General features: G+C 33.5%; 19 protein-coding genes and 1 pseudogene. 8 read left to right on the top strand and 12 right to left on the bottom strand.

Annotation, left to right across the window (positions count from 1 at the left end; genetic code table 11):
• Nucleotides 1–54 precede the first annotated feature (54 nt).
• The 4 genes from pyrE to hemC all read right to left on the bottom strand — a co-directional run bounded on the left by pyrE (nt 55) and on the right by hemC (nt 3,647).
• A complete protein-coding gene (pyrE, locus tag AAGE00_RS03005; protein WP_213863764.1) occupies nt 55–645 on the bottom strand; it encodes an orotate phosphoribosyltransferase in 591 nt (196 codons plus the stop codon).
• Between the two features lies 1 nt (nt 646).
• Nucleotides 647–1,825, bottom strand: a complete 1,179-nt coding sequence (locus AAGE00_RS03000; protein WP_213863765.1) for a dicarboxylate/amino acid:cation symporter — start codon at nt 1,823–1,825, stop codon at nt 647–649.
• A gap of 68 nt (nt 1,826–1,893) precedes the next feature.
• Entirely contained in the window at nt 1,894–2,778 is an 885-nt protein-coding gene (gene murB / locus AAGE00_RS02995; RefSeq protein ID WP_213863766.1) for a UDP-N-acetylmuramate dehydrogenase, read from the bottom strand.
• Complete coding sequence (gene hemC, locus AAGE00_RS02990) at nt 2,769–3,647, bottom strand: hydroxymethylbilane synthase (RefSeq protein ID WP_213863767.1); 879 nt, start codon at nt 3,645–3,647, stop codon at nt 2,769–2,771. Before hemC ends, murB begins: the two co-directional genes overlap by 10 nt.
• Before the next feature lie 119 nt (nt 3,648–3,766).
• On the opposite strand from hemC, the gene AAGE00_RS02985 reads away from it, so the two are divergent.
• Nucleotides 3,767–4,051, top strand: coding sequence for a hypothetical protein (locus AAGE00_RS02985; protein ID WP_250147184.1), 285 nt, complete (start codon nt 3,767–3,769; stop codon nt 4,049–4,051).
• Nucleotides 4,052–4,141: 90 nt separating this feature from the next.
• Here the strand turns inward: AAGE00_RS02985 and tnpA are convergent.
• Nucleotides 4,142–4,560, bottom strand: a pseudogene (tnpA, locus tag AAGE00_RS02980) (IS200/IS605 family transposase).
• Nucleotides 4,561–4,786: 226 nt separating this feature from the next.
• On the opposite strand from tnpA, the gene secD reads away from it, so the two are divergent.
• The gene (secD, locus tag AAGE00_RS02975; RefSeq protein WP_213863768.1) at nt 4,787–6,301 is read left to right on the top strand and encodes a protein translocase subunit SecD; all 1,515 of its coding nucleotides are present in this window, start codon (nt 4,787–4,789) and stop codon (nt 6,299–6,301) included.
• Between the two features lie 279 nt (nt 6,302–6,580).
• Here the strand turns inward: secD and AAGE00_RS02970 are convergent, their stop codons facing one another.
• From AAGE00_RS02970 to AAGE00_RS02960, 3 genes are all read right to left on the bottom strand, one after another.
• Nucleotides 6,581–7,522 (bottom strand): P44/Msp2 family outer membrane protein, encoded by a 942-nt coding sequence (locus AAGE00_RS02970; RefSeq protein WP_213863769.1) that lies wholly within the window; start codon nt 7,520–7,522, stop codon nt 6,581–6,583.
• 59 nt (nt 7,523–7,581) lie between these two features.
• Nucleotides 7,582–8,808, bottom strand: coding sequence for a tRNA (N(6)-L-threonylcarbamoyladenosine(37)-C(2))-methylthiotransferase MtaB (gene mtaB, locus AAGE00_RS02965; protein ID WP_010402133.1), 1,227 nt, complete (start codon nt 8,806–8,808; stop codon nt 7,582–7,584).
• Between the two features lie 219 nt (nt 8,809–9,027).
• Nucleotides 9,028–9,582: a hypothetical protein gene (locus tag AAGE00_RS02960; protein ID WP_007301922.1), complete on the bottom strand. Its 555-nt coding sequence runs from the start codon at nt 9,580–9,582 to the stop codon at nt 9,028–9,030.
• A 363-nt stretch (nt 9,583–9,945) separates the two neighbouring features.
• On the opposite strand from AAGE00_RS02960, the gene AAGE00_RS02955 reads away from it, so the two are divergent.
• The gene (locus AAGE00_RS02955) at nt 9,946–10,194 is read left to right on the top strand and encodes a hypothetical protein (protein ID WP_007301923.1); all 249 of its coding nucleotides are present in this window, start codon (nt 9,946–9,948) and stop codon (nt 10,192–10,194) included.
• Between the two features lie 326 nt (nt 10,195–10,520).
• On the opposite strand, the gene AAGE00_RS02950 is transcribed toward AAGE00_RS02955, so the two are convergent.
• Nucleotides 10,521–11,537 carry a hypothetical protein gene (locus tag AAGE00_RS02950; protein WP_341815344.1) on the bottom strand — a complete coding sequence of 339 codons (1,017 nt, stop codon included), beginning with the start codon at nt 11,535–11,537 and terminating at the stop codon, nt 10,521–10,523.
• A 144-nt stretch (nt 11,538–11,681) separates the two neighbouring features.
• On the opposite strand from AAGE00_RS02950, the gene recG reads away from it, so the two are divergent.
• Nucleotides 11,682–13,721, top strand: a complete 2,040-nt coding sequence (recG, locus tag AAGE00_RS02945; RefSeq protein ID WP_052265032.1) for an ATP-dependent DNA helicase RecG — start codon at nt 11,682–11,684, stop codon at nt 13,719–13,721.
• A gap of 730 nt (nt 13,722–14,451) precedes the next feature.
• Here recG and ykgO read toward each other — a convergent pair.
• Together ykgO and AAGE00_RS02935 are read right to left on the bottom strand one after the other, a co-directional pair.
• Entirely contained in the window at nt 14,452–14,580 is a 129-nt protein-coding gene (gene ykgO, locus AAGE00_RS02940; RefSeq protein WP_006015378.1) for a type B 50S ribosomal protein L36, read from the bottom strand.
• Nucleotides 14,581–14,641: 61 nt separating this feature from the next.
• On the bottom strand, nt 14,642–15,460 hold the full coding sequence (locus AAGE00_RS02935) for a pyruvate, water dikinase regulatory protein (protein WP_019236612.1): 819 nt from the start codon (nt 15,458–15,460) through the stop codon (nt 14,642–14,644).
• Nucleotides 15,461–15,602: 142 nt separating this feature from the next.
• Here AAGE00_RS02935 and ccmC point away from each other — a divergent pair, with 142 nt between their 5' ends.
• The 4 genes from ccmC to guaA all read left to right on the top strand — a co-directional run bounded on the left by ccmC (nt 15,603) and on the right by guaA (nt 21,070).
• Nucleotides 15,603–16,313 (top strand): heme ABC transporter permease CcmC, encoded by a 711-nt coding sequence (ccmC, locus tag AAGE00_RS02930; RefSeq protein WP_007301928.1) that lies wholly within the window; start codon nt 15,603–15,605, stop codon nt 16,311–16,313.
• 339 nt (nt 16,314–16,652) lie between these two features.
• Nucleotides 16,653–17,249: a hypothetical protein gene (locus AAGE00_RS02925; protein ID WP_241653902.1), complete on the top strand. Its 597-nt coding sequence runs from the start codon at nt 16,653–16,655 to the stop codon at nt 17,247–17,249.
• A 564-nt stretch (nt 17,250–17,813) separates the two neighbouring features.
• Entirely contained in the window at nt 17,814–19,280 is a 1,467-nt protein-coding gene (locus AAGE00_RS02920) for a type II secretion system protein GspD (RefSeq protein WP_213863770.1), read from the top strand.
• A gap of 227 nt (nt 19,281–19,507) precedes the next feature.
• Nucleotides 19,508–21,070, top strand: coding sequence for a glutamine-hydrolyzing GMP synthase (gene guaA / locus AAGE00_RS02915; protein ID WP_052265035.1), 1,563 nt, complete (start codon nt 19,508–19,510; stop codon nt 21,068–21,070).
• 220 nt (nt 21,071–21,290) lie between these two features.
• Here guaA and AAGE00_RS02910 read toward each other — a convergent pair whose 3' ends face one another.
• On the bottom strand, nt 21,291–21,983 hold the full coding sequence (locus AAGE00_RS02910) for a TerC family protein (protein ID WP_026097226.1): 693 nt from the start codon (nt 21,981–21,983) through the stop codon (nt 21,291–21,293).
• Nucleotides 21,984–22,034 lie beyond the last annotated feature (51 nt).

The following is a 22,034-nucleotide window of genomic DNA, read 5'->3' as shown; positions in this document are numbered from 1 at the left end:
TTAAAAAACCCATAAAACCCTTAGCTAAACCAAGAGAAAATATACTATATAGAATTACTTTGTTAAATATTCTCTACTCCCAGGTTTCGTTATGGGTAATTGTTTTAACTCACTTGGCAGTTCTTTCTCGCTATAGTTTTGAATGTTCAGTTCAATCAAAGATATAATAGAAAAAGGTAGTTTTGTTTCACTACTTCTCTTTATCAAAGAAGCTTCAACAACAACTTTACCTCCCTTCTCTTCTGCACATTTTACTGCTTCAAGTGAAGATTTACCTGTGGTAATCACATCTTCAATTAGTAATATCTTCTCACCTTGTTTAATCTCAAATCCACGGCGTAATTCAAATTTACCATTAACACGTTCGCAAAATATTGTTCGGATTCCAAGCTGTCTACCAATCTCATAACCCACAATTATTCCACCAATTGCAGGAGATAGTATTAAGTCTATGGGTTCAACAAGCTCTTTTCTTATTTTATTTGCCAATAGCTCACAAACCTTCATTGCTCTGCTTGGATTTTCAAAAATTTTAGCGCATTGTATGTAAGTGTTGCTGTGCAGCCCTGACGAGAGTACAAAATGTCCGTGCAAAATCGCACCAGCCTCTTCAAACTCTTTTATTATCGGATTGTCTAGTATCATTCTAAGTTTTACATTCTTTATTAATTATCTGCGTTACACAGACATCAGACCAAACATTTATTGCAGTTTCAAACATATCAATGATTGTATAAATAGGTAAAATCAGCCCCATAATGTACAAAGGAACGTTCATTGATACCAAATAACTAGTTGCCATAAAATAGCACCCCATCGGCACTCCAGCGTTGCCAATTGCAGCTCCTGTAGCTAAGAAAATCCATATGAACATCTCACTTAAGGAAAATGTGTGCCCATTCATCTCCGCAACAAACATCACTGTGATTAAAATAAATGCAGCACACGCATTCATATTGATAGTTGTACATATTGGTAGAATAAAAGATGACAATTTCTTTGGCACTTTTAGCTGATTTTGCACACAGTCTATGGTTGTCGGTAGTGTCGCACTGGATGATTTAGAAAAAAATGCCAGTATGAGTGCCGGCATAACTCCCCTTAGCGTCTGAATTGGTGATATACCTTTATACCACATGAGTAGTGGTAAAATCACAAATGCTTGCACGAAATTTGCAGACATTATGCAAGCAAAATACCAAAAAAGACTATGGAATTCGCTGCCACCTTTTAACTCGTATAAAAAACATGTGATAAAAGACCATACAGCAAGAGGAATAAACTTTAACAACCCTTGAGCAATTTTAAGAAGTGTATCAAACAGTGCAGAGAATATTTGGTGTAATATATCCTGTTTTTCTTTTGAGAGCGAAATAATAGCTCCACCCATCAAAAAAGCAATCAATATGCTGCCAATAACGTTATTTTCAAGAAAAACTTGCACAAAATTTGATGGAATGAGTGATTTTAAGTATGAGAAGTAATTGTGGTTGCTGTCACTCACACTTTCTATTGTGTTACTTATGAAATTTTTTCTTACTGGATCTATGAATAAATAGAAAGATAGCGCAACAAATGCAGCTATAATGGTTGTAAGCAGCGTATAAAACAGCGTCTTCTTAAGTAATACTTTAATTTCAATTGAGTCTTTAAGCCCTGAAATTGTGGATACGATAGATAGAAAAACCAAAGGTAAACTGATTAATTTCAACAAACTGATGAATATATCACTAAATAGCTTTGCTACTTCAAATATCACTTCATTATTTAAATAGTAAGCGACAACTGCAAATAGTATAGAAAAGAATATTGCAAGTTTGCGCATTGAAAATAAAACCTCAAAATAATATTATACAATAATTTTTGGAATTAGGTTAAGATAATCAGCAGCAGCTATCTACCTAACACTCTTATCTCCCACTCAAGTTCAATGTTAAATTTATCTTTTACTGCATCTTGTACTCTGTTGCCAAGGTTTTCTAAGTCAAGTGCAGTTGCATTATTGTAATTGAGTAGAAAATTACAATGTTTCTTAGAAATTTTAGCTCTACCGTTACTTAATCCTCGGCAGCCAGACTCATCAATCAGTTTCCATGCCTTGCAGCCTATTGGATTTTTGAATATACAACCAGCAGTTTTTCCTCTTACTGGTTGACTTTTATTTTTTTTATCAATAACTTCTTTCAATCTTTGCAATATAAGCTCATACTCTGAACTTACTCCTTTAAATTCAGCTTCAATAAAAATCCACCTGCCTTTTAGACTATGTCCACGATAAAAATATCCCATTTCTTCGCTGGAGAATTCATATAAATTTCCATCTTCTAGATTCACTGCCCTTATAAATTTTACAACACTCGCAATATCACTACCATATGCACCTGCATTCATCTCTACCCCACCGCCAACTGTTCCTGGAATTCCAGCAAGAAACTCAAGCCCACTAATTTGCTGTTCTCCGGCAAAGTATGCAAGGTTACTAAGCAGTGCAGCACCACCTGCAACTATGGAGCTATTATCTTTACATTTAATATACGCAAATTCCTTACCTAATTTCACCGTTATTCCTCGAATGCCACTATCTTGCACTATTATGTTGGATGTTGCACCGATAACGCTAATTGGTAACTCCGCATCTTTTATCAAGCACATTAGATCTTCAATGTCACGTGGCTTAAATAGTACATCAGCTTGGCCACCAACATTTAACCAAGTCATTTTAGACATTAAAACATTATAACGGTAGATTCCACATACTTTAGGTAAGCTTATAAGCATTTTGATTTTAACTCTAATCCTGCATCCATACCCATTTTTTCTGCATCTTCTACAAACGAAGTGCGTTCAGTAAAGTATATAACTCTCTCGCCCGCTAACATACAATAAAGATGTAGCATGTTTTCACTCACATATTCTGCTAAAGCTGCAAGCGGCGTAAAGCATGAACCATTTACTGTCTTCATGAAACTGCGCTCTGATTTTGCCCTTATAAAAGACATATTATTATTAATTTTCTCTAAAAGATCGATAACTTTTATATCATTCTTTCGGCATTGAATGCAAATTGCCCCCTGCCCTACTGCGCTTAACATGACTTTTGGTGGCAATACCTCTGTAATTAAGTAATATTTTTTTAATCTTATCAGCCCTGCTTCAGCTAAAATCATTCCATCAAAATTCTGATTTTGCAGTCTAGTTGTCACATTTCCACGCAGTGGCACTACATTTAAGTCTGGCCTGAGATTTAACAGCTGAACTTTTCTTCTTATTGAAGAAGTTGCAATTGTAGCCTGCTGTGGCAAAGTTTTTAGGCTCTTATATTTATGAGAAATAAATACATCACATGGACTTAGCCTCTCTAAAACACAAGGAATTGTTAAGTCCTTCGAGAAAAACGCAGGTACATCTTTTAGCGAATGAACCGCCATATCTATATTATTTTTGAGTAATTCAGCCTCAATCTCCCTGAGGAACAGTCCTTTACCTCCTATTTCAGCAAGATTTACATTAACATACTTATCACCAGAAGTTTTGATTTTAATGATCTCAACGGATAGATTAGGAAAAGACTCTAATAATCTTTGTTTTGCTTCCAAAGCTTGGATGAGCGCAAGGTCGCTTCCTCTCGTACCTATTTTAACTAGCATATATCCTTCATATTATATGTCTATATTCTATGCCCATTTTTTATTATCTCCAATTTAGTTATTGAACATTTTACAATTAGCCCTTAGTATCACGAACATTTAGTAATCTAGGAGTATGTATGTTTGATATTTTAAAAGATTCTAATGGCAGATTTAATAAAAAGAATATTTTACCTCTTGTATGTACTACTGTCGCTATTATTCTAACAGCATTAAGTGCAGTAGTAGCAATTCCCAGATTTTCCTCTCATCCTTCTCTATCTAGTCCTCTCGGTTGGAAAGATTTAAGTTATAATAAATTTCTTGCTAATCACATACCACTTAGCATAGTTATTTTCTTAACACTTGGTTTATGCACTTACCTTGCAATTGACAAAATTAGACAAAACAAACAGAGAATCTGAGAGCCAACTCTGAACCTAATACATGTGTTTATACTGCTTCATTCAACCACTATGGATTAAAATCCAAAGATTGAGAGAGAGCATAGAATGCTAACTTTCGACTTGAAAGTCACCAAATTTATCTTCTTTTTTAGAGTGATTTTCAATATAATTTTTTATCATTTCGTCAGTTACATTTCCGCTAGTCCTGACAAACTAGCCTACTGCCCACAACCCAATATCTCTTTTTTAGCTCTGGAAAGTTTTGCTGGATTTTTCTGGAACTTTTTCCTTTTATTAACTGCACTAACTTACTAATACTTAAGTATGGGGGTACAGAAACGTATACGTGTACATGACTTGACGCAACTCTACCTCTGATAATTTCTACTTGATTATTTGTACATACTTCTTGTACAACTTCTTTAGCTTTCTGTCCAATATCTCCAACTAGTACTGGATATCGATATTTTGTTATCCACACTATGTGATATATATACAGAGTGACTGCTTTTTCTATAATATTCCACATTCTTTCAGATTTTTCACCTTAAAATTATATTCTTAAAAGGATGGACTTCAAGTCCAGGGTTTTTCTCCCAAATTTGGGACAATAAATGATGTTCTAGAAGAACAAAATCAATTATAGAGATATTGGTTCTAGGCTTGTTTTTTATCTTTCACGGACCTTTTCATTTAGGTGCTTGTGATTAGCAACCATTCAGTTTACACTGTACCTAAGTACAGTTTAAATTTATGCTAAACAAGCTCACAGTTAAATCTCTTTCAGTGTTACTAATTTTTTTGCTGTCCTTATATATAATACTGCCAAATTTTATTGATAATAAGTTCTTTACCTCAAAAAAGAGAATAAATTTAGGGCTTGACCTGAAAGGTGGATCATCTCTGCTTCTAAATGTAGACTTAGATTTTTACTTCAAAGAGAAACTAAGCATGCTAACCGATGAAATAAAAGAAGGTCTGTTAACACAAAAGATTGAATTTAGCGCAAAAAACGATAAACAAGTGGTTGTAACTTTAAATAATATTGATGATTACAAAAAAGTTTCAACGTTAATACATAAAATAAACCCAAATTTAGAATTGAGTAGAAAAAATACTGCAATTTTCATTTCATATAAACCGCATTATAAGAATTCATTAATCAATGAAGTAGTTTCAGAGTCAATAGTTAATGTTCAAAGACGCTTAGATAAGCTTGGTACTAAGGAAGTAAGTGTGCAAAAACAAGGACAAAATAAGATATTAGTCCAAGTTCCTGGAGTAGAAGACACTCAGCAGATAAAATCTCTGCTTGGCAAAACAGCCAAGCTGGCCTTCCATTTGGCAAACACCAATGTAGCTAAAATGCAAGATATCGATCATGACACTACGATTATGCTCAAGGATTCTTTGGGTAATTCCTACCCGATATTCCGCAAAACTGAAATAGGCGGTGATTCATTAGTTAACGCATCAGTTAGATTTGGCAATTTAGGTAAACCAACAGTACATTTCAAATTCGACAGCATAGCAAGTAAAAAATTTGCAAAAATTACTAAAGAAAATGTAGGAAAGCCTTTTGCAATTGTTTTAGATAACACAGTCTTAACTGTACCAACAATACGTGAACCTATTCTAAATGGAGAGGGAGAAATTAGCGGTAATTTCACTGAAAAACAAGCGAGTGAACTTGCAATACTTTTAAAATCAGGTGCACTACCTGCACCACTTAAAATAATTGAAGAAAAAAACATTGGTCCAAGCCTTGGAGAAGAGTCAATAAAAGCAGGAGAAATTGCAGCAATAATCTCTATCATAGCCGTTGGTTTATCTATAATCATTACTTACGGCAAATTAGGCTTATTAGCGTCTGTTGCACTCGTTTTTAATGTAATCTCTATACTACTCATTCTTACCTTACTTGAAGCAACTCTTACTCTCCCTGGAATTGCTGGAATTGCGCTAACTGTTGGCATGTCAGTGGATGCAAATGTTTTAATATTTGAACGCATCCGCGAAGAAATAAGAGCAGGAAAAAGAACAGCTCGTGCCATTGAAGAAGGATTTAAAAACGCAATAAAAACAATTCTTGATTCAAACCTCACTACACTAATTGCTTCAGGAATAATGTTCATTATTGGTAGCGGAGCAATTAGAGGATTTTCTATCACTTTATCGATAGGAGTTTTATGCTCGATGTTTTCTGCAATTATAGTCACAAAACTTCTGATAGAATTGTGCATCAACCCACAAAAGCTAGTACTTTAGTATCTGTTCAGCAGAGTGACAAAATAAGATAGACGAGAAAAGACAACTAAATGGTTGTCATGAAAGTAGCTATCCAGTCTTTTCGTCGTCAAAAACGTTGTAACATGCTCACCAATTTAGTGAGCATAAAACCAATATATTTGTGGAAGAAAAGGAAAAAAGAAACAGAAACCATCTTCAGGCTATCACAAAGGATATGGCCATAAGATTAAAGATATGGATAGATTTATCAAATTTCTGAATGGAAATCAGGATATTAGAATTGAAAAGATATTATTACTAAAAATTAAACATCAAACCAACTTCAATATTATGAGTGGATATATCATCTGCAATAGGTATTGGGATACTAAAGTAACGATAGCCGAAAAAGGTTTTAACTTCTGGGATTATTGAGTAGTCAACACCAAGCTTTATTTGATAAGCAAACCAAGGAACATTCAGTGGCATTGAATTTTCTGGTGACCCATTAATCTTTTTTAATCTAAAAACTGTTGGCCCTATACCAAGACCAATATACGGAGCAAATTGTGTATCTTGAATGCTGGAGTTATAATAGAAGTTTAATAAAAATGCAAACACGCTTGCTGATTTCTCAAATACCGGAGGAGAATTACTATCTTTAATATTGGCTGTAGAATACATAGCTTCAAAATCAACTCGGCCATTTTCCCCAGCATAGTAACCTAAAGATACGCTCCTAAGCCACTGGAAATCAATTTTGCCGTTAAATTTCTCTATACTCTGAATTTCATCCACTAATCCCGCTTTGATAAACAATGATACTACTTTTTCTTGCAAAGAAAGATTAGGATTAGCTGTATTGATTAAATTAATAAACCTTTCTCCTATTGCCTTTATACCCTTTACAAATGTTTCTGAATTATCATTGTATATCTTACCACCGTTAGCACTAACATAGAAATCAAGTTTTTTTGATTTTGCCTTTGTAGGTTCAGCTTGATCTGTAATACGTGGCAACATATTTTTCTGACCAGCTGCTTGGAAAATAGAAGGTGAACTACTTTTAAGTTCTTGATATTTTATTGGTATTTCTCTTTCAGCAACCTCTTCAGAACGTATTACACTTTCATTATTATCTGTTTCTAATTTTAACGGTTGTACTTGCTCAATGTGTGTATTGTTACTGATATAAGTAATAAAAAAATAGACACACGGAATGAAGATGAAAAATAAAGCAATAGATATTCTAATTATCATAAATGAATTATCACTTATAGTATAACTACTATATCATATATTCCTTTAATGTACAAAAATTAAGAAATAATATTTCCAATTAAACAATTATTTTCTATTCCTTTAACATGAGCTTTCACAATACTTTTAGCTTGAACTCTTGATGTAAGTTTTATTAATGCAAAATTTTCTGTTCTACCAATATTATTCTGCTCAACCAAAACGCTTTGCTCAGTGCCGAGCAAAGATTGATAAAAACTGCTCATCATTTCTTTATTTATTTCTCTTAGATGCTTTACTCGTTCTTTACGTACATTCTCTGGTATTTGTGGCATCCGTGCAGCAGGTGTGTTTTTCCGCTCTGAATATGGAAAAGCATGTAGATAAACTACATTTATTTTTTTCAGTAAATCAACTGTATCCTGAAACATTTCATCAGTTTCTGTTGGAAATCCAGCAATAATATCAGCGCCAAATGCTATATTAGGTCTTAAGCTCTTCATTTTATGATAAAATTCTATCACTTGTTCTCTATTGTGACGACGTTTCATTCTCTTTAGTATTAAATTATTACCAGACTGTAGACTCAAGTGTAAGTGAGGCATAAGTCTTGACTCATTAGCTATTAAATCCATTAGTTCATCATCAACTTCAGCAACATCAATAGAGGAAAGTCTTAGTCTCTTTAACTGTGGTATATCCTTTAAAACTCTTCTAATCATTGAACTGAGTGATTGCTTACCAAACAAATCTGTACCAAAATCAGTAATATCAACACCTGTAAACACCACTTCTTGATACCCATTTTCTATAAAAATCTTAATTTGCTCTATAATATTGTTTACTGGCACAGATCGATTATTTCCTCTTGCCTCAGTAATTGAGCAAAATGTACAACTATGATTACAACCATTTTGAATTTCAATAAATGCCCTTGATTTATCTTCAAATCCATTAATGAGAATAGGTTCTACTTGGTTATCACTGACTAAGATTTCATCATTATTTAGTAGATAATTTTCAGCTCTTAGCTTGTCTTGATTACCTAGCACTTTACTTACACCAGGAATATCACTATATGATTTAGGATCTAATTGAACGGCACAGCCAACTACGATAATTTCTTTACTTGGGTCGTTTTTATAGATCTTACGTATTTTTTGCTTCACTTGGCGTTCTGCTTCGTTTGTCACTGCACAGCTATGCACTACAACAACATTTTCTCTCTTTGCTTTTTTTAATGCTTCTTTGATTAACTCACTCTCGTAGAAATTTAGACGACAACCAAATGTTATTACTTCATTCATGCTTTTGCTTTAATAGATCTAAATTATATCAAATATCCAAGCAAAATGACTATTTTTTTGGTAGATATTATAATTTAAGCATAACCTCTAGAGTTGAAAATCACAGGAAGAATTTGTAGATATACAGTAAGATCATTTAGCATTAAAAAAAGCTTAAGGCCAATGATGTTAACCTCAAGCGAATATAAACCAAAAAACATTTTGCTAAACCTTGAAGCTCTACCATGCAAATTCATCTATATCATTTGGTACATAAGTGTCAGAATAAGCTTCATCCAAACTTTCTGCTTTCCATGGAAGCCATGAAGAAGGTTTTATCTTCTCTAAAACTTTACCTGGTATTGATGTTATCTCTTGCTTTACGTCTTCTTTTAATTTTTCTATTTGTAACCGAGCAAAATCTTCCACGCGAACCATGAGTTTATCTGTTAGCTCTTTTATCATGTCTTGATTTTGTTCTGCAACTTTCTTTGTAATAGGTACGACAATTTTACTTATAATCTCCGTTCCTAATGGAACAACGATTTGCTTTGCAACCTGATCACTAACAGGTTTAATAAGGTAATCTGCTATACTCTTTGCTGTATCTCCAGTCAGATTTGTTACTTTTTTTAAACTATCACCAATAATACCATAGTTTTTTTGGTACATCATATCTTCATCAGCAACTTCATATCTTCCTAAATCATCATACATTCCCATTTGTTGGTGAGACAATCCATTTGCATCAGATACATATCCGTATTTATTAAGTGAATTGGAATTAGACCGCATAACATTCTTCTAATTATTTATATATCCCTATTTTAGTATGAAACAACTAACAAAACATTAACTTTTAAGAACTCTTCTCAATTAATACATCAATAAAGGTAAGACCATATAATTTTCTCCTTTCTTGATACTATTCTCCTCCGAACTTAGTTCACACAGTTATTCAGACACTTCTGAATTTACCACCCCAAATTCCACTGCTTTTTTATATTTTGACTAGGTCTTCTCCTACAATTAGATAATCAGTACTCTTATCTGAAATGTACCATATAACTACACCAAGCTACAAATATGACACAAGAGTTTAGATTATTTTAGTTATTCTCTTGTATAAGATACTCTTTATATCAAAAAGAGGACCATATGAGTGAAGCAACTTTTTCTGAAAAAAATCAGCTTTCTAGAGAAGACATAGCAGAGTTAACAGAACTTATGTGTCTTGAACGAAGTGAAGTAAGTGAAAGTGGAACAGGGCTATTAGAACTTATAGCTGAACAGGAGCAAATACTTGAGGATTTAGGAATAGAATCAAAAGAGCTTTTATGTTCTCAGCATACAGGAATGTATGAGAACCTTAGTCAGCCCTATTCTACGGATCTCGAGGTTTTATAGCAGATATATAGATTATCATTATTACTGATACCTACTCAAGAGTTGCTATGGCAAACAGAGAAAACTGCAATTACTGCCGCTAATCTTTTTAATATATCTTTCTTTGATGGTGCTATTATCGCGCATTTTGACTGATATGGGCTATGATAAACCAGAAAATCACAGCTATATTTAGGAATTGAGACAAGGCCTCATTTAGGTAAATATTGCTATGCAGACTTTTCTTGATAGCAAGCATATTGCTTTTTAGAAAAATATTAGTAGCATCAAACATAGAGATTGACATTAGTTTTTCTGTCAGATTAAGTTGCGTCTAGTACATATTATCAAGGTGAAATTTCACGTTTTTTATTAAGAGGATCCACATCTGGATCTTCTATATAGTTTTGAGGTTGTTCTTGAAACACAAGACGTGCTCCCTCAAAGTTATACTCCTCACCTTCATATAAAGAATCTTCTTCTTCAAAATTGTGTTCTATTTCTACTTCAAACTTGAATCCTAACTTCTCGCAGAATTTGTAGAAATATTCTTTAATGGTATCAAATAAACTTCTGCCATCAATTTTGTAATCTCTCAATTTTCTAGGCACAGTAAGTGACAATTTGCCATCTTTATATATCACATCATCTTTCCCATCTTGAGATTCAAGTGTAAATTCTAGTGAGCTGGATAGATCGCATACCTTGTCACCTAATTGAACATCACTCTCTTGGGAGAGTATTGGTAATGTCATATCAGATCTAACACTCACATTATTTTGGTCAACATAATAGATATTTATAACTTTTTTAGGTGAGAGTATTTTCAATGAATGTTGGCTAAGTGCAAATTGAGATTCTATAAATACACCAGCTTCATACCCTGCCTGATTACAATTGGTAACCAATTCCTCTAAGAGAGAGTCACTTGGAACCTGAGCGTTGGCATATTCAAATATTTCCTTAAAAACTTCTTTTGCAAATGCACGATAACTCTTGTTTTTATCTCCTTCTTTCGGTAATAGATGCGTGTGTTCTTTGCCTAAATCGTAAAATCTTTTAATCTCTTCTTTATATTGATCAGTTTTTTTATCACTAGGGATTTCCGGATCTTCACAATATTCTTCCCAAATCTTATCAAATCCTTCCTTATTTCTGTTTACCAGCGCTTTAATTAAGATTTTGTCTATATTTCTGTCTTTAATAACAAAGTCCATTCTGTCAAAATCTTTATATATAGCTTCACCAGAATTTGCTGCTTTATTATCTCTTGGAGCTCTTAACTTACTGAAATCAAACTTTTCTGCCTGAGCTTTTAGTGTAACGACTGGATTTTCATTTTTTTCCTGTGTAGAGTTGTTCATTGTTAATACTTTGATATGAATTGCTGATAGTATAATAATACATAAAAATAGTTAATATGTCAATAATATACTTAACATAGACAGTCATAATAGGGTGACAGGATTTTAGTAAGGCTCTATTATGAATAAACGGTTTTACACAGTATGAATGTTGATGAGCAGTCAAGTGTGCTGACTTTTCTAAATAGTAAAATTGAGAATATACCAAAGTTTCATTCCGCAATATTGCCTAAACTTTGCGGTGGAGACAGAGTAATGGACTTGCTGTTTTATAGGCCGCTCAGTTATGTGGATAGAAGTAAATCACTACCTGATGCTCAAGTAGGAGAATTTACAACTTTTATGGCAAAAGTGTATGAGCACCAGCGCCCCACTGTTAGAGGTAGGCCATATAAAATAATCGTTGAAAGTGAAAGTCAGTATTTATTTATAGTTTTTTTTAATTACTCAGTTAAATATTTGTATAAATTATTTCCAGTTGGAACAGATATAGTAATCAGTGGTAAACTTGAAAAGTTTGCCGAACATTGGCAAATTACTCACCCAGATTATATGTTATCTGATATCAATCAATTTAAAGAAATAGCCTGCATAGAGCCAGTTTACCAATTATGTCGCGGTATTACTAACAAGAGCATTAGAAACATAATAAGTTCTAATCTAAAAGATTTGCCTGATTTGCCAGAGTGGATAGATGAAACATTAATCAAGCAAAAGAAATGGCTGAATTGGAAAGAAAGCATCATAAGATTGCACAGACCGAGCTCACTCGCAGAAGCAGAAGTTTGCAGAGAAAGACTTGCTTATGATGAGCTATTTGCGTACCAGTTGGCACTAAAGCTTGCAAGGGAAAATCATGTAAAAAAAGAGGGAAAAGAATTTATAATATTGAGTAAATACAAAGAGCAGGTCTTAAATGAATTACCGTTCCAATTAACAAATGATCAAATTCGAGCGATAGATGAAATCTCAGAAAGACAAAAATCCAGATACCGCATGGTAAGTCTGCTGCAAGGTGACGTTGGGAGTGGCAAAACTGTAGTTGCACTCTTTGCGATGCTGAATGTGGTAGAAAATAACATGCAAGCAGCTCTAATGGCACCAACTACTATCTTGGCTGAGCAACATTATAATTGGATCGAAGAAGCTCTATCTTGTACTGATATAAAAGTTGCTTTGCTTACCGGTAAAACTGCGCGCAAGGAAAGAAAGATTATTATGAACGAACTTGCAAGTGGTATTTTAAATATAGTAATTGGTACTCATGCATTATTTCAAGCTAACGTTACATTTAAAAATTTAGGACTCGCAGTCATAGACGAACAACAGCGATTTGGAGTGATACAGAGGAATCGGTTGGTAGGAAAAGGAGAAAATACCGATATACTTTTTGTTACTGCAACTCCCATTCCAAGAACCTTGCAGCAAGCTATGTATGGTGATGTTGAATGTTCTATTTTAAGGGAAAAACCAAAATCTAGATTGCCAATAAAAACCGTTATTATGAACGTTAAAAAAGTATCAGATATTATTCAAAGACTGAAAAATGCTATAAATAGAGGCGAAAAAGCATATTGGATTTGTCCATACATAGAAGAAAACGAAGAACTCAATATTGCCGCAGCAGAAATGCGCTTTCAGGAACTACAAAAGACATTTTTTGATAGAGTCGGAATAATACACGGAAAACTAACTCAAGAGCAGAAAGATCAAGTGATGTTTTCCTTCAAGAGAAATGAATTTTCTCTGCTTGTTGCAACCACTGTGATAGAAGTTGGCATAGATGTACCAGATGCAACTATTATGATTATAGAGAATGCAGAGCAGTTCGGGTTATCGCAATTACATCAGTTAAGAGGTAGAGTAGGACGAGGAAATAAACCGTCTTTTTGTGTACTGTTATATGACAATCTCAGTAAAAGTTCGTATTCAAAGTTAAAGATTATGTGTGAGTCACAAGATGGATTTTATATTGCTGAAAAGGATATGATGCTGAGGGGTAGCGGAGATATTCTAGGCACAAAACAATCAGGGTGCATGGAGTTTAAATTTGCTGATTTATATGAGGACAGAGAATTGCTCAACCTTGCATATAATAGTGCAAAAGGTACAATAGCTAATTTTGAATTACTGCTTGATATATTTGAATATAGAAGTAGACTACATTTTTCAAAATTTCAGTAATCTTCCAAGCCATAACCTTCATGAGTAGAAATTCCTTGACAGACGGGAGTATTTAACAAACCATATGCGTCAAGTTAAGGAAAAATAAGAGTGAAGAAGAAGTTTTTACCATAAGAATAAATTGTGCAGAGTTAATAGCAGGCCCTGTAAACAAAATGTTAGCAGGTCAAATTAATCAAGGGCAGGAAGTATAAAAATGGAAAAAAAGCGGTAACTTAGCCTAATGACAATAAATATATATATAGAAGGTACCGTTTTAAAGAGCACAAAAGGAATACACAGTAAAAGCGAGAAGAAGTTGAGAATATGTATGGAAGCAGTGTGGAGAAGTGGCTGCCAATGATCAAAAATTTACCACAATTACAGAAGTATACACAAGAGGTTTAAAAGGTGATGCAAAAAGGGAATTTTGGCAAAATGACTTAAGTATGCACAACAAGATTTGCATAATTGATGATCAGATGTCATTCATGCTCAGCCTATATATAGAAAAAATTCTCAAGCTCAAGAGGGCTTAGGGTGGAACTAAAATTCATGGACTTGTTGACGCACGTAATTAATTTCTTTTTTTTAAGTTAATTAATGTTAACAAGCCACGTCTGCCTGTAATCATGTTAATACCAAAATATAATGTAAGAGAAGAAATGGGCAGTACTATGCAACAGTTTTTGTTTCTTTCTAACCATGCTTCCATATGAAAAACATATGACATAAAAAGGAAAACAAAAAGCTAAGAACCTTGACGCGCTTTACATCTTGGCTTTACCTTATTTATAATATAAACCTTACCACCCCTTTTCACAACTTTACAATTTTTATCTCTGTTACGATGAGATTTTAGCGATCCTTTAACTTTCATATCTACAGTAAGAATAGAATTACCTTACATTATTATCACTTACAGCGAGTTAGTCAATTGATTAAATTTTATTAAAATATTGTATAATTGTTGCTGATACTTCTTCGATCGACCTTTGCGTAACATCAATAATTGGCCAGTTATTTTGCTTAAAGAACTCCTCTGCTTCTTTAATTTCCTTTTCTACTTTTCTAGGGTCAGCATATATATTATTACCTTCATTATTAATTGAAGTCAGTCTATTTTTGCGTATTTCTATTAGCCTTCTTACGTCTATTGTTACTCCTATAGTCAGTTTATTTCTTAATTTTGCTAAGTCGACGTAAAAGGGTATCTCGCTAACAAAAGGAACATTTGCAACTTTATAGCCTCGGTAAGCTAAATACATACTAGTGGGAGATTTTGATGTGCGTGAAACTCCAACCAAAATTATATCGGCTTTATCAATATCTTGAATATTTTGTCCATCATCGTGATTGATGGTATAATTTATTGCCTCAATACGCTGAAAATACTCGTTATTTATTTCAGTATACAGGTCAAGTTTTTCATCCTTTTCAATTTCAAGATAGGATGAGATTTCTCTAATAATATGTGATAATATTGCTCGATATGGAATTTTTAACTTGATACAATTATCTTTTAGATATTTTCTGAGCCCATCATCAGTAATAGTGCATATAACAAAGTTATGCTCATCACTTTTTCTCTCAATTTCCTCCAGAATTTTATCGATCTGCTCTTCTCCTTTTACAAAAGACCAAACATATTCGATAGTTTCTACAGAACGAAAATGTTTCAGGGCTGATTTTGCAACTGATATAACAGTTTCACCACTTGAATCTGACACTAAGTGTAGGTTAAGCTTTTTAAGGGTCATCAACGTTATACTAAAAATAATAGCAAGCAATCTGCTACTGAAATTGTGCTAATTTATTATACTACGTAAATATAGAAAAACTATCTTGTTGATAAAACTCAAACTAATTGATAAATTCTTAACACAATTATTCTCAAAACAAATGTTTTTATTAAAGCCTACAAATTTCACTTCTTTTACTAAAAAAGCTCTACCTTGGCTTGGGGTTATTTGTTTCGCATGTTTTTTAATTGGAATGTTCTTAGCATTATTCTTCTCCCCAGGAGATTATAAACAAGGAGAAATCGTACGAATTATGTATCTTCATGTGCCTTCTGCATGGCTTGCTCTTGGAATATACGGACTCATTGCATCACTCAGTTTCATTTCATTGGTGTGGAACAATAGCGTTGCTAGTGTTTTGGCACATGCTGCTGCTCCTGCAGGGACAGTCTTTTCGGCAATATGCTTAATCACAGGTAGCGTCTGGGGAAAAGGAACATGGGGTACTTGGTGGGTATGGGATGCAAGGCTTACTTCAATGCTGATTTTGTTTTTTCTGTATGTTGGTTATCTTTCATTGTGGAGCGCTTTTGATAATCAAGCAAGAGCAGAGAAATCATCAGCAGTATTTGCCATTTTTAGTGCTATAAATATTCCCATAGTAAAATTTTCTGTGAATTTATGGTCTACTCTTCATCAGCCAGCAAGTATTTTTAGAAAAGGTGGAGTAGCAATAGAAGGTTCTTTACTGCTGCCACTCATTGCAATGTTTATATTTTGTACCACACTTTTTTTAGTAGTGTGGATACTTAATGCCCTTCATTTAATTAATTTGCAGAAGATAAAGAGAGAAATCAGCATGCGATATTAGGTATATAGTTCCAGAGTGTAATGTTGTGAACAGCTACGGAAATTAAAATGTAGAGCAATCATCAGCAGAGACTGAGTGGTATAAAAAATAGCTGAAGAATGTAAAAAAGGAAGTGGTATAGATAAACCTGTTACCGATAGAGAAGGTGAAATTGATACGGGCGAACCTGTTACTGATGAAGGAGAGAATGAAAATGGAGAAATTACATCTCGAAAAGTAACCTCAGATTGTTCCAAGTATGAAAATTGTGGGCCATATTCTCATTTTTATAAAGTTGATAATAAGATAGGTTGTCAAGGTTTTAGTGCATCTGATTTACTAAAGGAATTATATCCTGAGATGTACAGTAATCCTAAGATTGCAAAATATATAGAAGAGGGAGCAAATGGTAATTATGGTGCAGTAAATTTTAAATTTGCCTTTACAGAGGATCTTAATTCAATATCCTGGCTTGGTAATATAGAATGTGAAAAATGTGTGGATGATCAAATAGAGTTAGCGTGTCAAGAAGAAGAGATTAAGAGTTTCTGTTACCCGAACGTTTACCGTAGTAATCCAGAATTCAACAAGAGCTTTTTTTCCAGAGGAGCATGTCCTAATCTCTTTAGAGAGTCCAGTGAAACAAGTGTTGTAAAAGCAAAACAAGTTGCACCATTGATACTTGTTAATACCTTAGGACAAATGATAGATAAAGAGGGTAATAACACTAAAGTATACTATGATGCATTGAAGCGTTATCTAAATGATGATAGTAAAATCAAGGATTGTGGAGATAATCAAAAGTGTAAGGATTATATTCCAATTATGGAGAAAGTTGCATGGAATAGTGATAAGGAAGTACTATTAAAAACTGCTGTTAATAATACGCAAGAAGCAAATCCTTACTATTATGGAAATGAGGATAATTCTACTTCCGTTGAATTTGGTTCTATATAAGGCTGAATTTGTCTAATTTTTTCTACACTAGACACAATTTAGTCGTATCTGAACAAATACATAATCTATATAAAGAGGACGTAGGTACCATCTGTCCTTTTAAGGCATTTATGTCAATGATATGCGTAATCCATGATTTTAAACATGATGATCCTCCTAAGTAATACAAAAAAACTCAGAAAAATGTATATAGCTATGATAGAAGTTATCTATACATAAGTACAATATACTTTAACTAGAGATTATAAATTAATGAAGTTGAAAAGTCTGCAGACGAAGATAGATTTCGAGCTCTAGAATATCTTCACTATCAAAATAACAAAGCTGTCAAAATTTGTCAAGTAATTTTTATCGCAACTGTACAAACATTGCACAGGACAAATTTAAAATGCTGTAAAATGGTGTCTGTTCAGACGCATGTGAAACCAGTGCTTCTTTTCATCCCACTTCCATGCGGCTAAACCCTTTTCATAATCTCCTATCTATCATTTCTTAAACCACTCCCCTGAACGGATACAATTAAATACATTTTTAACATTTTTATAGAAAACTATTAGTATAGATTTGTATGCTGCCCTCATGGCTATTTTAAAATGTTTAATACTCCTTTTCATTATTTCTTGTACACATCTACCTAACAAGCAAAATTCTGTTAATATAGACAATTATAAGCACGATTATTCGTTGCAACAATATAATACTCCTTTGAAGAATAACGAACCAGCAATACCAGAAATGATACCTTTACCGGTAGAGTTTCCCGATCTTACAACCAGTAATCAGTTTCTTTCGATTAATGTTGATGAAAAAGTACCAGTAAAGGATTTACTGATTGAGATAGGAAAACTTTCTGACGTTAACTTAGACATAGATCCCAAAATATCAGGTAATATTATTTTAAAGCTAAAAGATAAGAACATAAACGAAGTAATTCAGAATATAGCCAACAGCGCCAAATTGCGTTACTCAATGAATAATGGTGTAATTAGAATTGAACAAGATTTGCCATATGCACAAAATTATTACGTAGACTTCATCAATATTCAACACTCTGCTCAAAGCAATTTTGTCGTTAGTGGCAATGTTACAAGCAGCGATGCTGACAGGAATGTTAGAAAGTCTCAATATAGCAGTGACTTATGGAGTTCATTAGAAAAAGGCTTAAATGCAATAATGGATGTTAATGGAGTGGATGATGGTGAATTTCTTTCATCCAACAGAGAAGCTGGTGTCATTATTCTAAATGCTAGAAAAGATATTCACAAAGCTGTTGAAGAATATATTAATAAAGTTAAGAAATTGGCGTCTTCTCAAGTAATGATCGAGGCCAAAATAGTTGAAGTTGTATTAGACGATAAATACCTTTCTGGTATCAACTTAAATGATTTGCATAATGAAACAAAATCTATAACAAATCAAGATAGTTCCATTACTAGCCTGGTAATGAACTCTGATTTAGAAAATTTAGTAAAAACTTTAGACAAGTTTGGCACTTCAACCGTAATTTCAAGCCCTAGAGTACATGCTATAAATAATCAGCAAGCAATGATTTCATTTACTAAAAACCATATCTATTTTACTTCCGATATACAGAAAGATACCGGAAACTCCAATCATGCCTTAATTACCAAGATGAATAGCACTCCAATAGGTGTGGTGTTAATAATCCACCCAAGCATTAACATTGATACTAATGAAATATTCATGGATATACATCCAACCTTATCAAGAATTAACGATTACACTAAAGACCCAAATATAGAATATGTCGCACAGCAGAATAAAATGAAATTAAATAGTGACATTCCAATTATTGAAACCAGAGAAATGCACTCTACGTTAAAAATTAAGAGCGGCGAAGTTATGGTAATTGGTGGGCTTATAGAGCATAGAAAAGATAACCAAAACTTATTGCATCAAAAGTCAAAAAAACTGGCTAAGACAGTAGAAACCGTCATCTTCCTGAAAGCAACAATCGTACCAACACTTGGTTTATTAGATATAAAAGATAGGAATTTATATATATATTAAACGTATCCGTTCAGGCAATGGCATCAACTTAAGGAAAGATGTTGGGGTTGCTATTATGATAAGAAGAGAGTATCAGAATGATAATTAAGACAGCTTAATCACAAATCTGTTGCAGTAAATTTAAGTTACTTTAGTCATATATTAAAGTTTTTAAACAGGTCTTAGTTTACTTACTTTACTGTTTTCTTTATTATCAAATATTGCTTTAAATAATATGGAGGAGCACATTGTCAGCAATTGCCGTTATTGATTTTGGTTCACAGTTTACACAGCTTATTGCAAGACAAATCAGGGAAATGGGCGTTTACTGTGAAATATTTCCAAGCAATATCGATTTCGAAACAGTATCAAAATTCAATGGATTTATTTTTTCTGGAGGACCGCAATCTGTAAATGACAATTGCTCTGAAGTAAGTGAAGTAGCACATAAAATTATAAAACTTAACGAAACAATAAACACTCCTATACTTGGAATATGTTATGGACAGCAACTCATTTGTCATTATTTCGGGGCAAAGGTAAGAAAAGAATTCAATCAGGAATTTGGCAAAACTAAAATCAAGATACTAAAAGAATCCCCAATTATAAAGGATACTTGGGACGTTAATTCCGAAGTCGATGTGCTAATGAACCATGCAGACAGTGTCGAAACTATACCGCAAGGATTTACTGCTATTGCCTCAGGTATAATAAATCAAACAATCGCAATAATTGCCAACGAACAGCGGAAGATTTACTGCACTCAGTTCCATCCTGAAGTTAAGCCTACGACAAATGGTAGTAAACTTCTCTCTAATTTCTTAGATATTGCAAATTGTGAGAGAGATTGGACAATGAAGTCATTCATTGAAAAACAGAAGGAAAAAATTCAAAACTTAGTAGGGGAGAAAAAAGTAATTGCTGCAGTAAGTGGGGGGGTTGATTCAAGTGTTGCAGCAGTTCTTACACACAAAGCTATAGGAAAACAATTAAACTGTATTTTTATCGATACTGGGTTATTGCGTAAGAGCCAGACCACTGCTATGTTAAAAGAAATTCCAATAAATTACGTTGATAAATCAAACTTGTTTTTAAGTAGGTTAAAGGGAATAACTGATCCGGAAGAAAAGCGAAAAATTATCGGCAATACTTTTATCGAAGTATTTGAAGAAGAGGCAAAAAAAATAGGTGATGTGGATTTTTTAATGCAAGGCACCATTTACTCTGATGTAGTTGAATCAGGGCACGCTTCAGGAAACACTAGTACAATTAAATCTCATCACAATGTTGGTGGGTTGCCAGAAAAAATGAATCTGAAATTAGTAGAACCTTTACGCTATCTCTTTAAAGATGAAGTAAGGCTGCTTGGCAAAGAAATTGGGCTTTCAGATGAGATAATATTTCAACATCCATTTCCTGGGCCTGGACTTGCAGTGAGGATCATAGGTGAGGTTGATGAAGAAAAGGTACGAATATTGCAAGAAGTAGATGAAATATATATCAACACAATGAAAAATTATGATCTGTATGATAAAATATGGCAGGCTTTTGCTGTACTGTTACCAGTAAAAACTGTGGGAGTTATGGGAGATAATCGTACATACGGATATGTTTGCGCTTTAAGGGCTGTGACTTCATCTGATGGCATGACAGCTGATGCATTTCCATTTGAAAATAAAGATCAACATTCGTTAGTATTTTGGAGGTTTTTGCAAGACGTCAGTAGTATAATTGTTAACAAAGTTTCCGGAGTAAATCGAGTTGTGTATGATTTAACTTCCAAGCCACCAGCAACTATTGAGTGGGAGTAGCAATAATTTCATTCCAGTTTCAGCTACTCGAATCACACCAAAGAGGCTGGTTGCATAACTCAAATTTTAAGGAAAACTATTTAATGTCATTCCAGCGCGTAACGCTGGAATCCAGAAAAAAAGAACCAGTGTCAGCTACTCGGATGACATCGAAATGTTCGTACAGATATTCGTCACACACCGGAATAAAAATTAGACTTTTGCCTTGTGCAAAATAATTTCAAGGCCGCATTGTCTTTATTTTGCTTATAGCTTCCACAAGCACTGCAAACATAAATGAAGAATACAAATATGCTTTTGGTAGTTCTATGTGAAGCCCTTCAAGTGTTAGATATACACCGACGAGTAAAATAAATAGAATGGCAATTACTTTTAAGCTTGGGTTGGATTTTATTACCTGAGCGGTATAATTTGATGAAAATAGCATCGCTAATATGGAAAATGTAAATGCTATGGCAATGATTATCATATTGTGAGTTAATGCTATGGCAGTTAATATTGAATCAACCGAAAAAACTAAGTCTATTAATATAATTTGTAGCACAACTAAAAAAAATTGTGATTTAACATTTGCCTTTGTTTTGTTCTCCTTATGTACAAAAATTTCGCTCCATAACTCTATAGAACTTTTAACAATAAGGAATAACCCTCCTGCAATCATAAGTAAATCCTTTACTGAGATATCTAGCGATACAGCGTGAAATATAGGCTTTTGCATTGATAGTATATATGATGTAAAAAATAGTATTACAAAACGCATCAATAGCGCTAAGCCAAAACCTATAAGGCGGGCTCTTTCTCTCAGCAGATTTGGCACCTTATCTATTGCTAGAGAAATAAAGATTAAATTGTCTATACCAAGTATAGTTTCAAGTAGCGTAATTATCAATAAAGTCCAAGCATCAGCTAGCATTTTCATTCCAAAGTCAGATTTTGTACTTTACAATAGATGTGTAAAAATTAA

It is taken from the genome of Wolbachia endosymbiont (group B) of Aricia artaxerxes, assembly GCF_964026975.1.
GTDB lineage: Bacteria > Pseudomonadota > Alphaproteobacteria > Rickettsiales > Anaplasmataceae > Wolbachia.
Note: the sequence above shows the minus strand (reverse complement) of the source record. Positions and strands in the feature narration are given on the sequence as shown.

Bases quoted from the DNA above. Each gene is read 5' to 3' on its own strand.
- AAGE00_RS02950 (WP_341815344.1), bottom strand. From the start codon at position 11,537: ATGAACAACTCTACACAGGAAAAAAATGAAAATCCAGTCGTTACACTA.
- AAGE00_RS02955 (WP_007301923.1), top strand. From the start codon at position 9,946: ATGAGTGAAGCAACTTTTTCTGAAAAAAATCAGCTTTCTAGAGAAGAC.
- AAGE00_RS02925 (WP_241653902.1), top strand. From the start codon at position 16,653: ATGTACAGTAATCCTAAGATTGCAAAATATATAGAAGAGGGAGCAAAT.
- pyrE (WP_213863764.1), bottom strand. From the start codon at position 645: ATGATACTAGACAATCCGATAATAAAAGAGTTTGAAGAGGCTGGTGCG.
- AAGE00_RS03000 (WP_213863765.1), bottom strand. From the start codon at position 1,825: ATGCGCAAACTTGCAATATTCTTTTCTATACTATTTGCAGTTGTCGCT.
- murB (WP_213863766.1), bottom strand. From the start codon at position 2,778: ATGCTTATAAGCTTACCTAAAGTATGTGGAATCTACCGTTATAATGTT.
- mtaB (WP_010402133.1), bottom strand. From the start codon at position 8,808: ATGAATGAAGTAATAACATTTGGTTGTCGTCTAAATTTCTACGAGAGT.
- ccmC (WP_007301928.1), top strand. From the start codon at position 15,603: ATGTTTTTATTAAAGCCTACAAATTTCACTTCTTTTACTAAAAAAGCT.
- hemC (WP_213863767.1), bottom strand. From the start codon at position 3,647: ATGCTAGTTAAAATAGGTACGAGAGGAAGCGACCTTGCGCTCATCCAA.
- AAGE00_RS02910 (WP_026097226.1), bottom strand. From the start codon at position 21,983: ATGCTAGCTGATGCTTGGACTTTATTGATAATTACGCTACTTGAAACT.
- recG (WP_052265032.1), top strand. From the start codon at position 11,682: ATGAATGTTGATGAGCAGTCAAGTGTGCTGACTTTTCTAAATAGTAAA.
- AAGE00_RS02935 (WP_019236612.1), bottom strand. From the start codon at position 15,460: ATGACCCTTAAAAAGCTTAACCTACACTTAGTGTCAGATTCAAGTGGT.
- ykgO (WP_006015378.1), bottom strand. From the start codon at position 14,580: ATGAAAGTTAAAGGATCGCTAAAATCTCATCGTAACAGAGATAAAAAT.
- secD (WP_213863768.1), top strand. From the start codon at position 4,787: ATGCTAAACAAGCTCACAGTTAAATCTCTTTCAGTGTTACTAATTTTT.
- AAGE00_RS02970 (WP_213863769.1), bottom strand. From the start codon at position 7,522: ATGATAATTAGAATATCTATTGCTTTATTTTTCATCTTCATTCCGTGT.
- AAGE00_RS02960 (WP_007301922.1), bottom strand. From the start codon at position 9,582: ATGCGGTCTAATTCCAATTCACTTAATAAATACGGATATGTATCTGAT.
- AAGE00_RS02985 (WP_250147184.1), top strand. From the start codon at position 3,767: ATGTTTGATATTTTAAAAGATTCTAATGGCAGATTTAATAAAAAGAAT.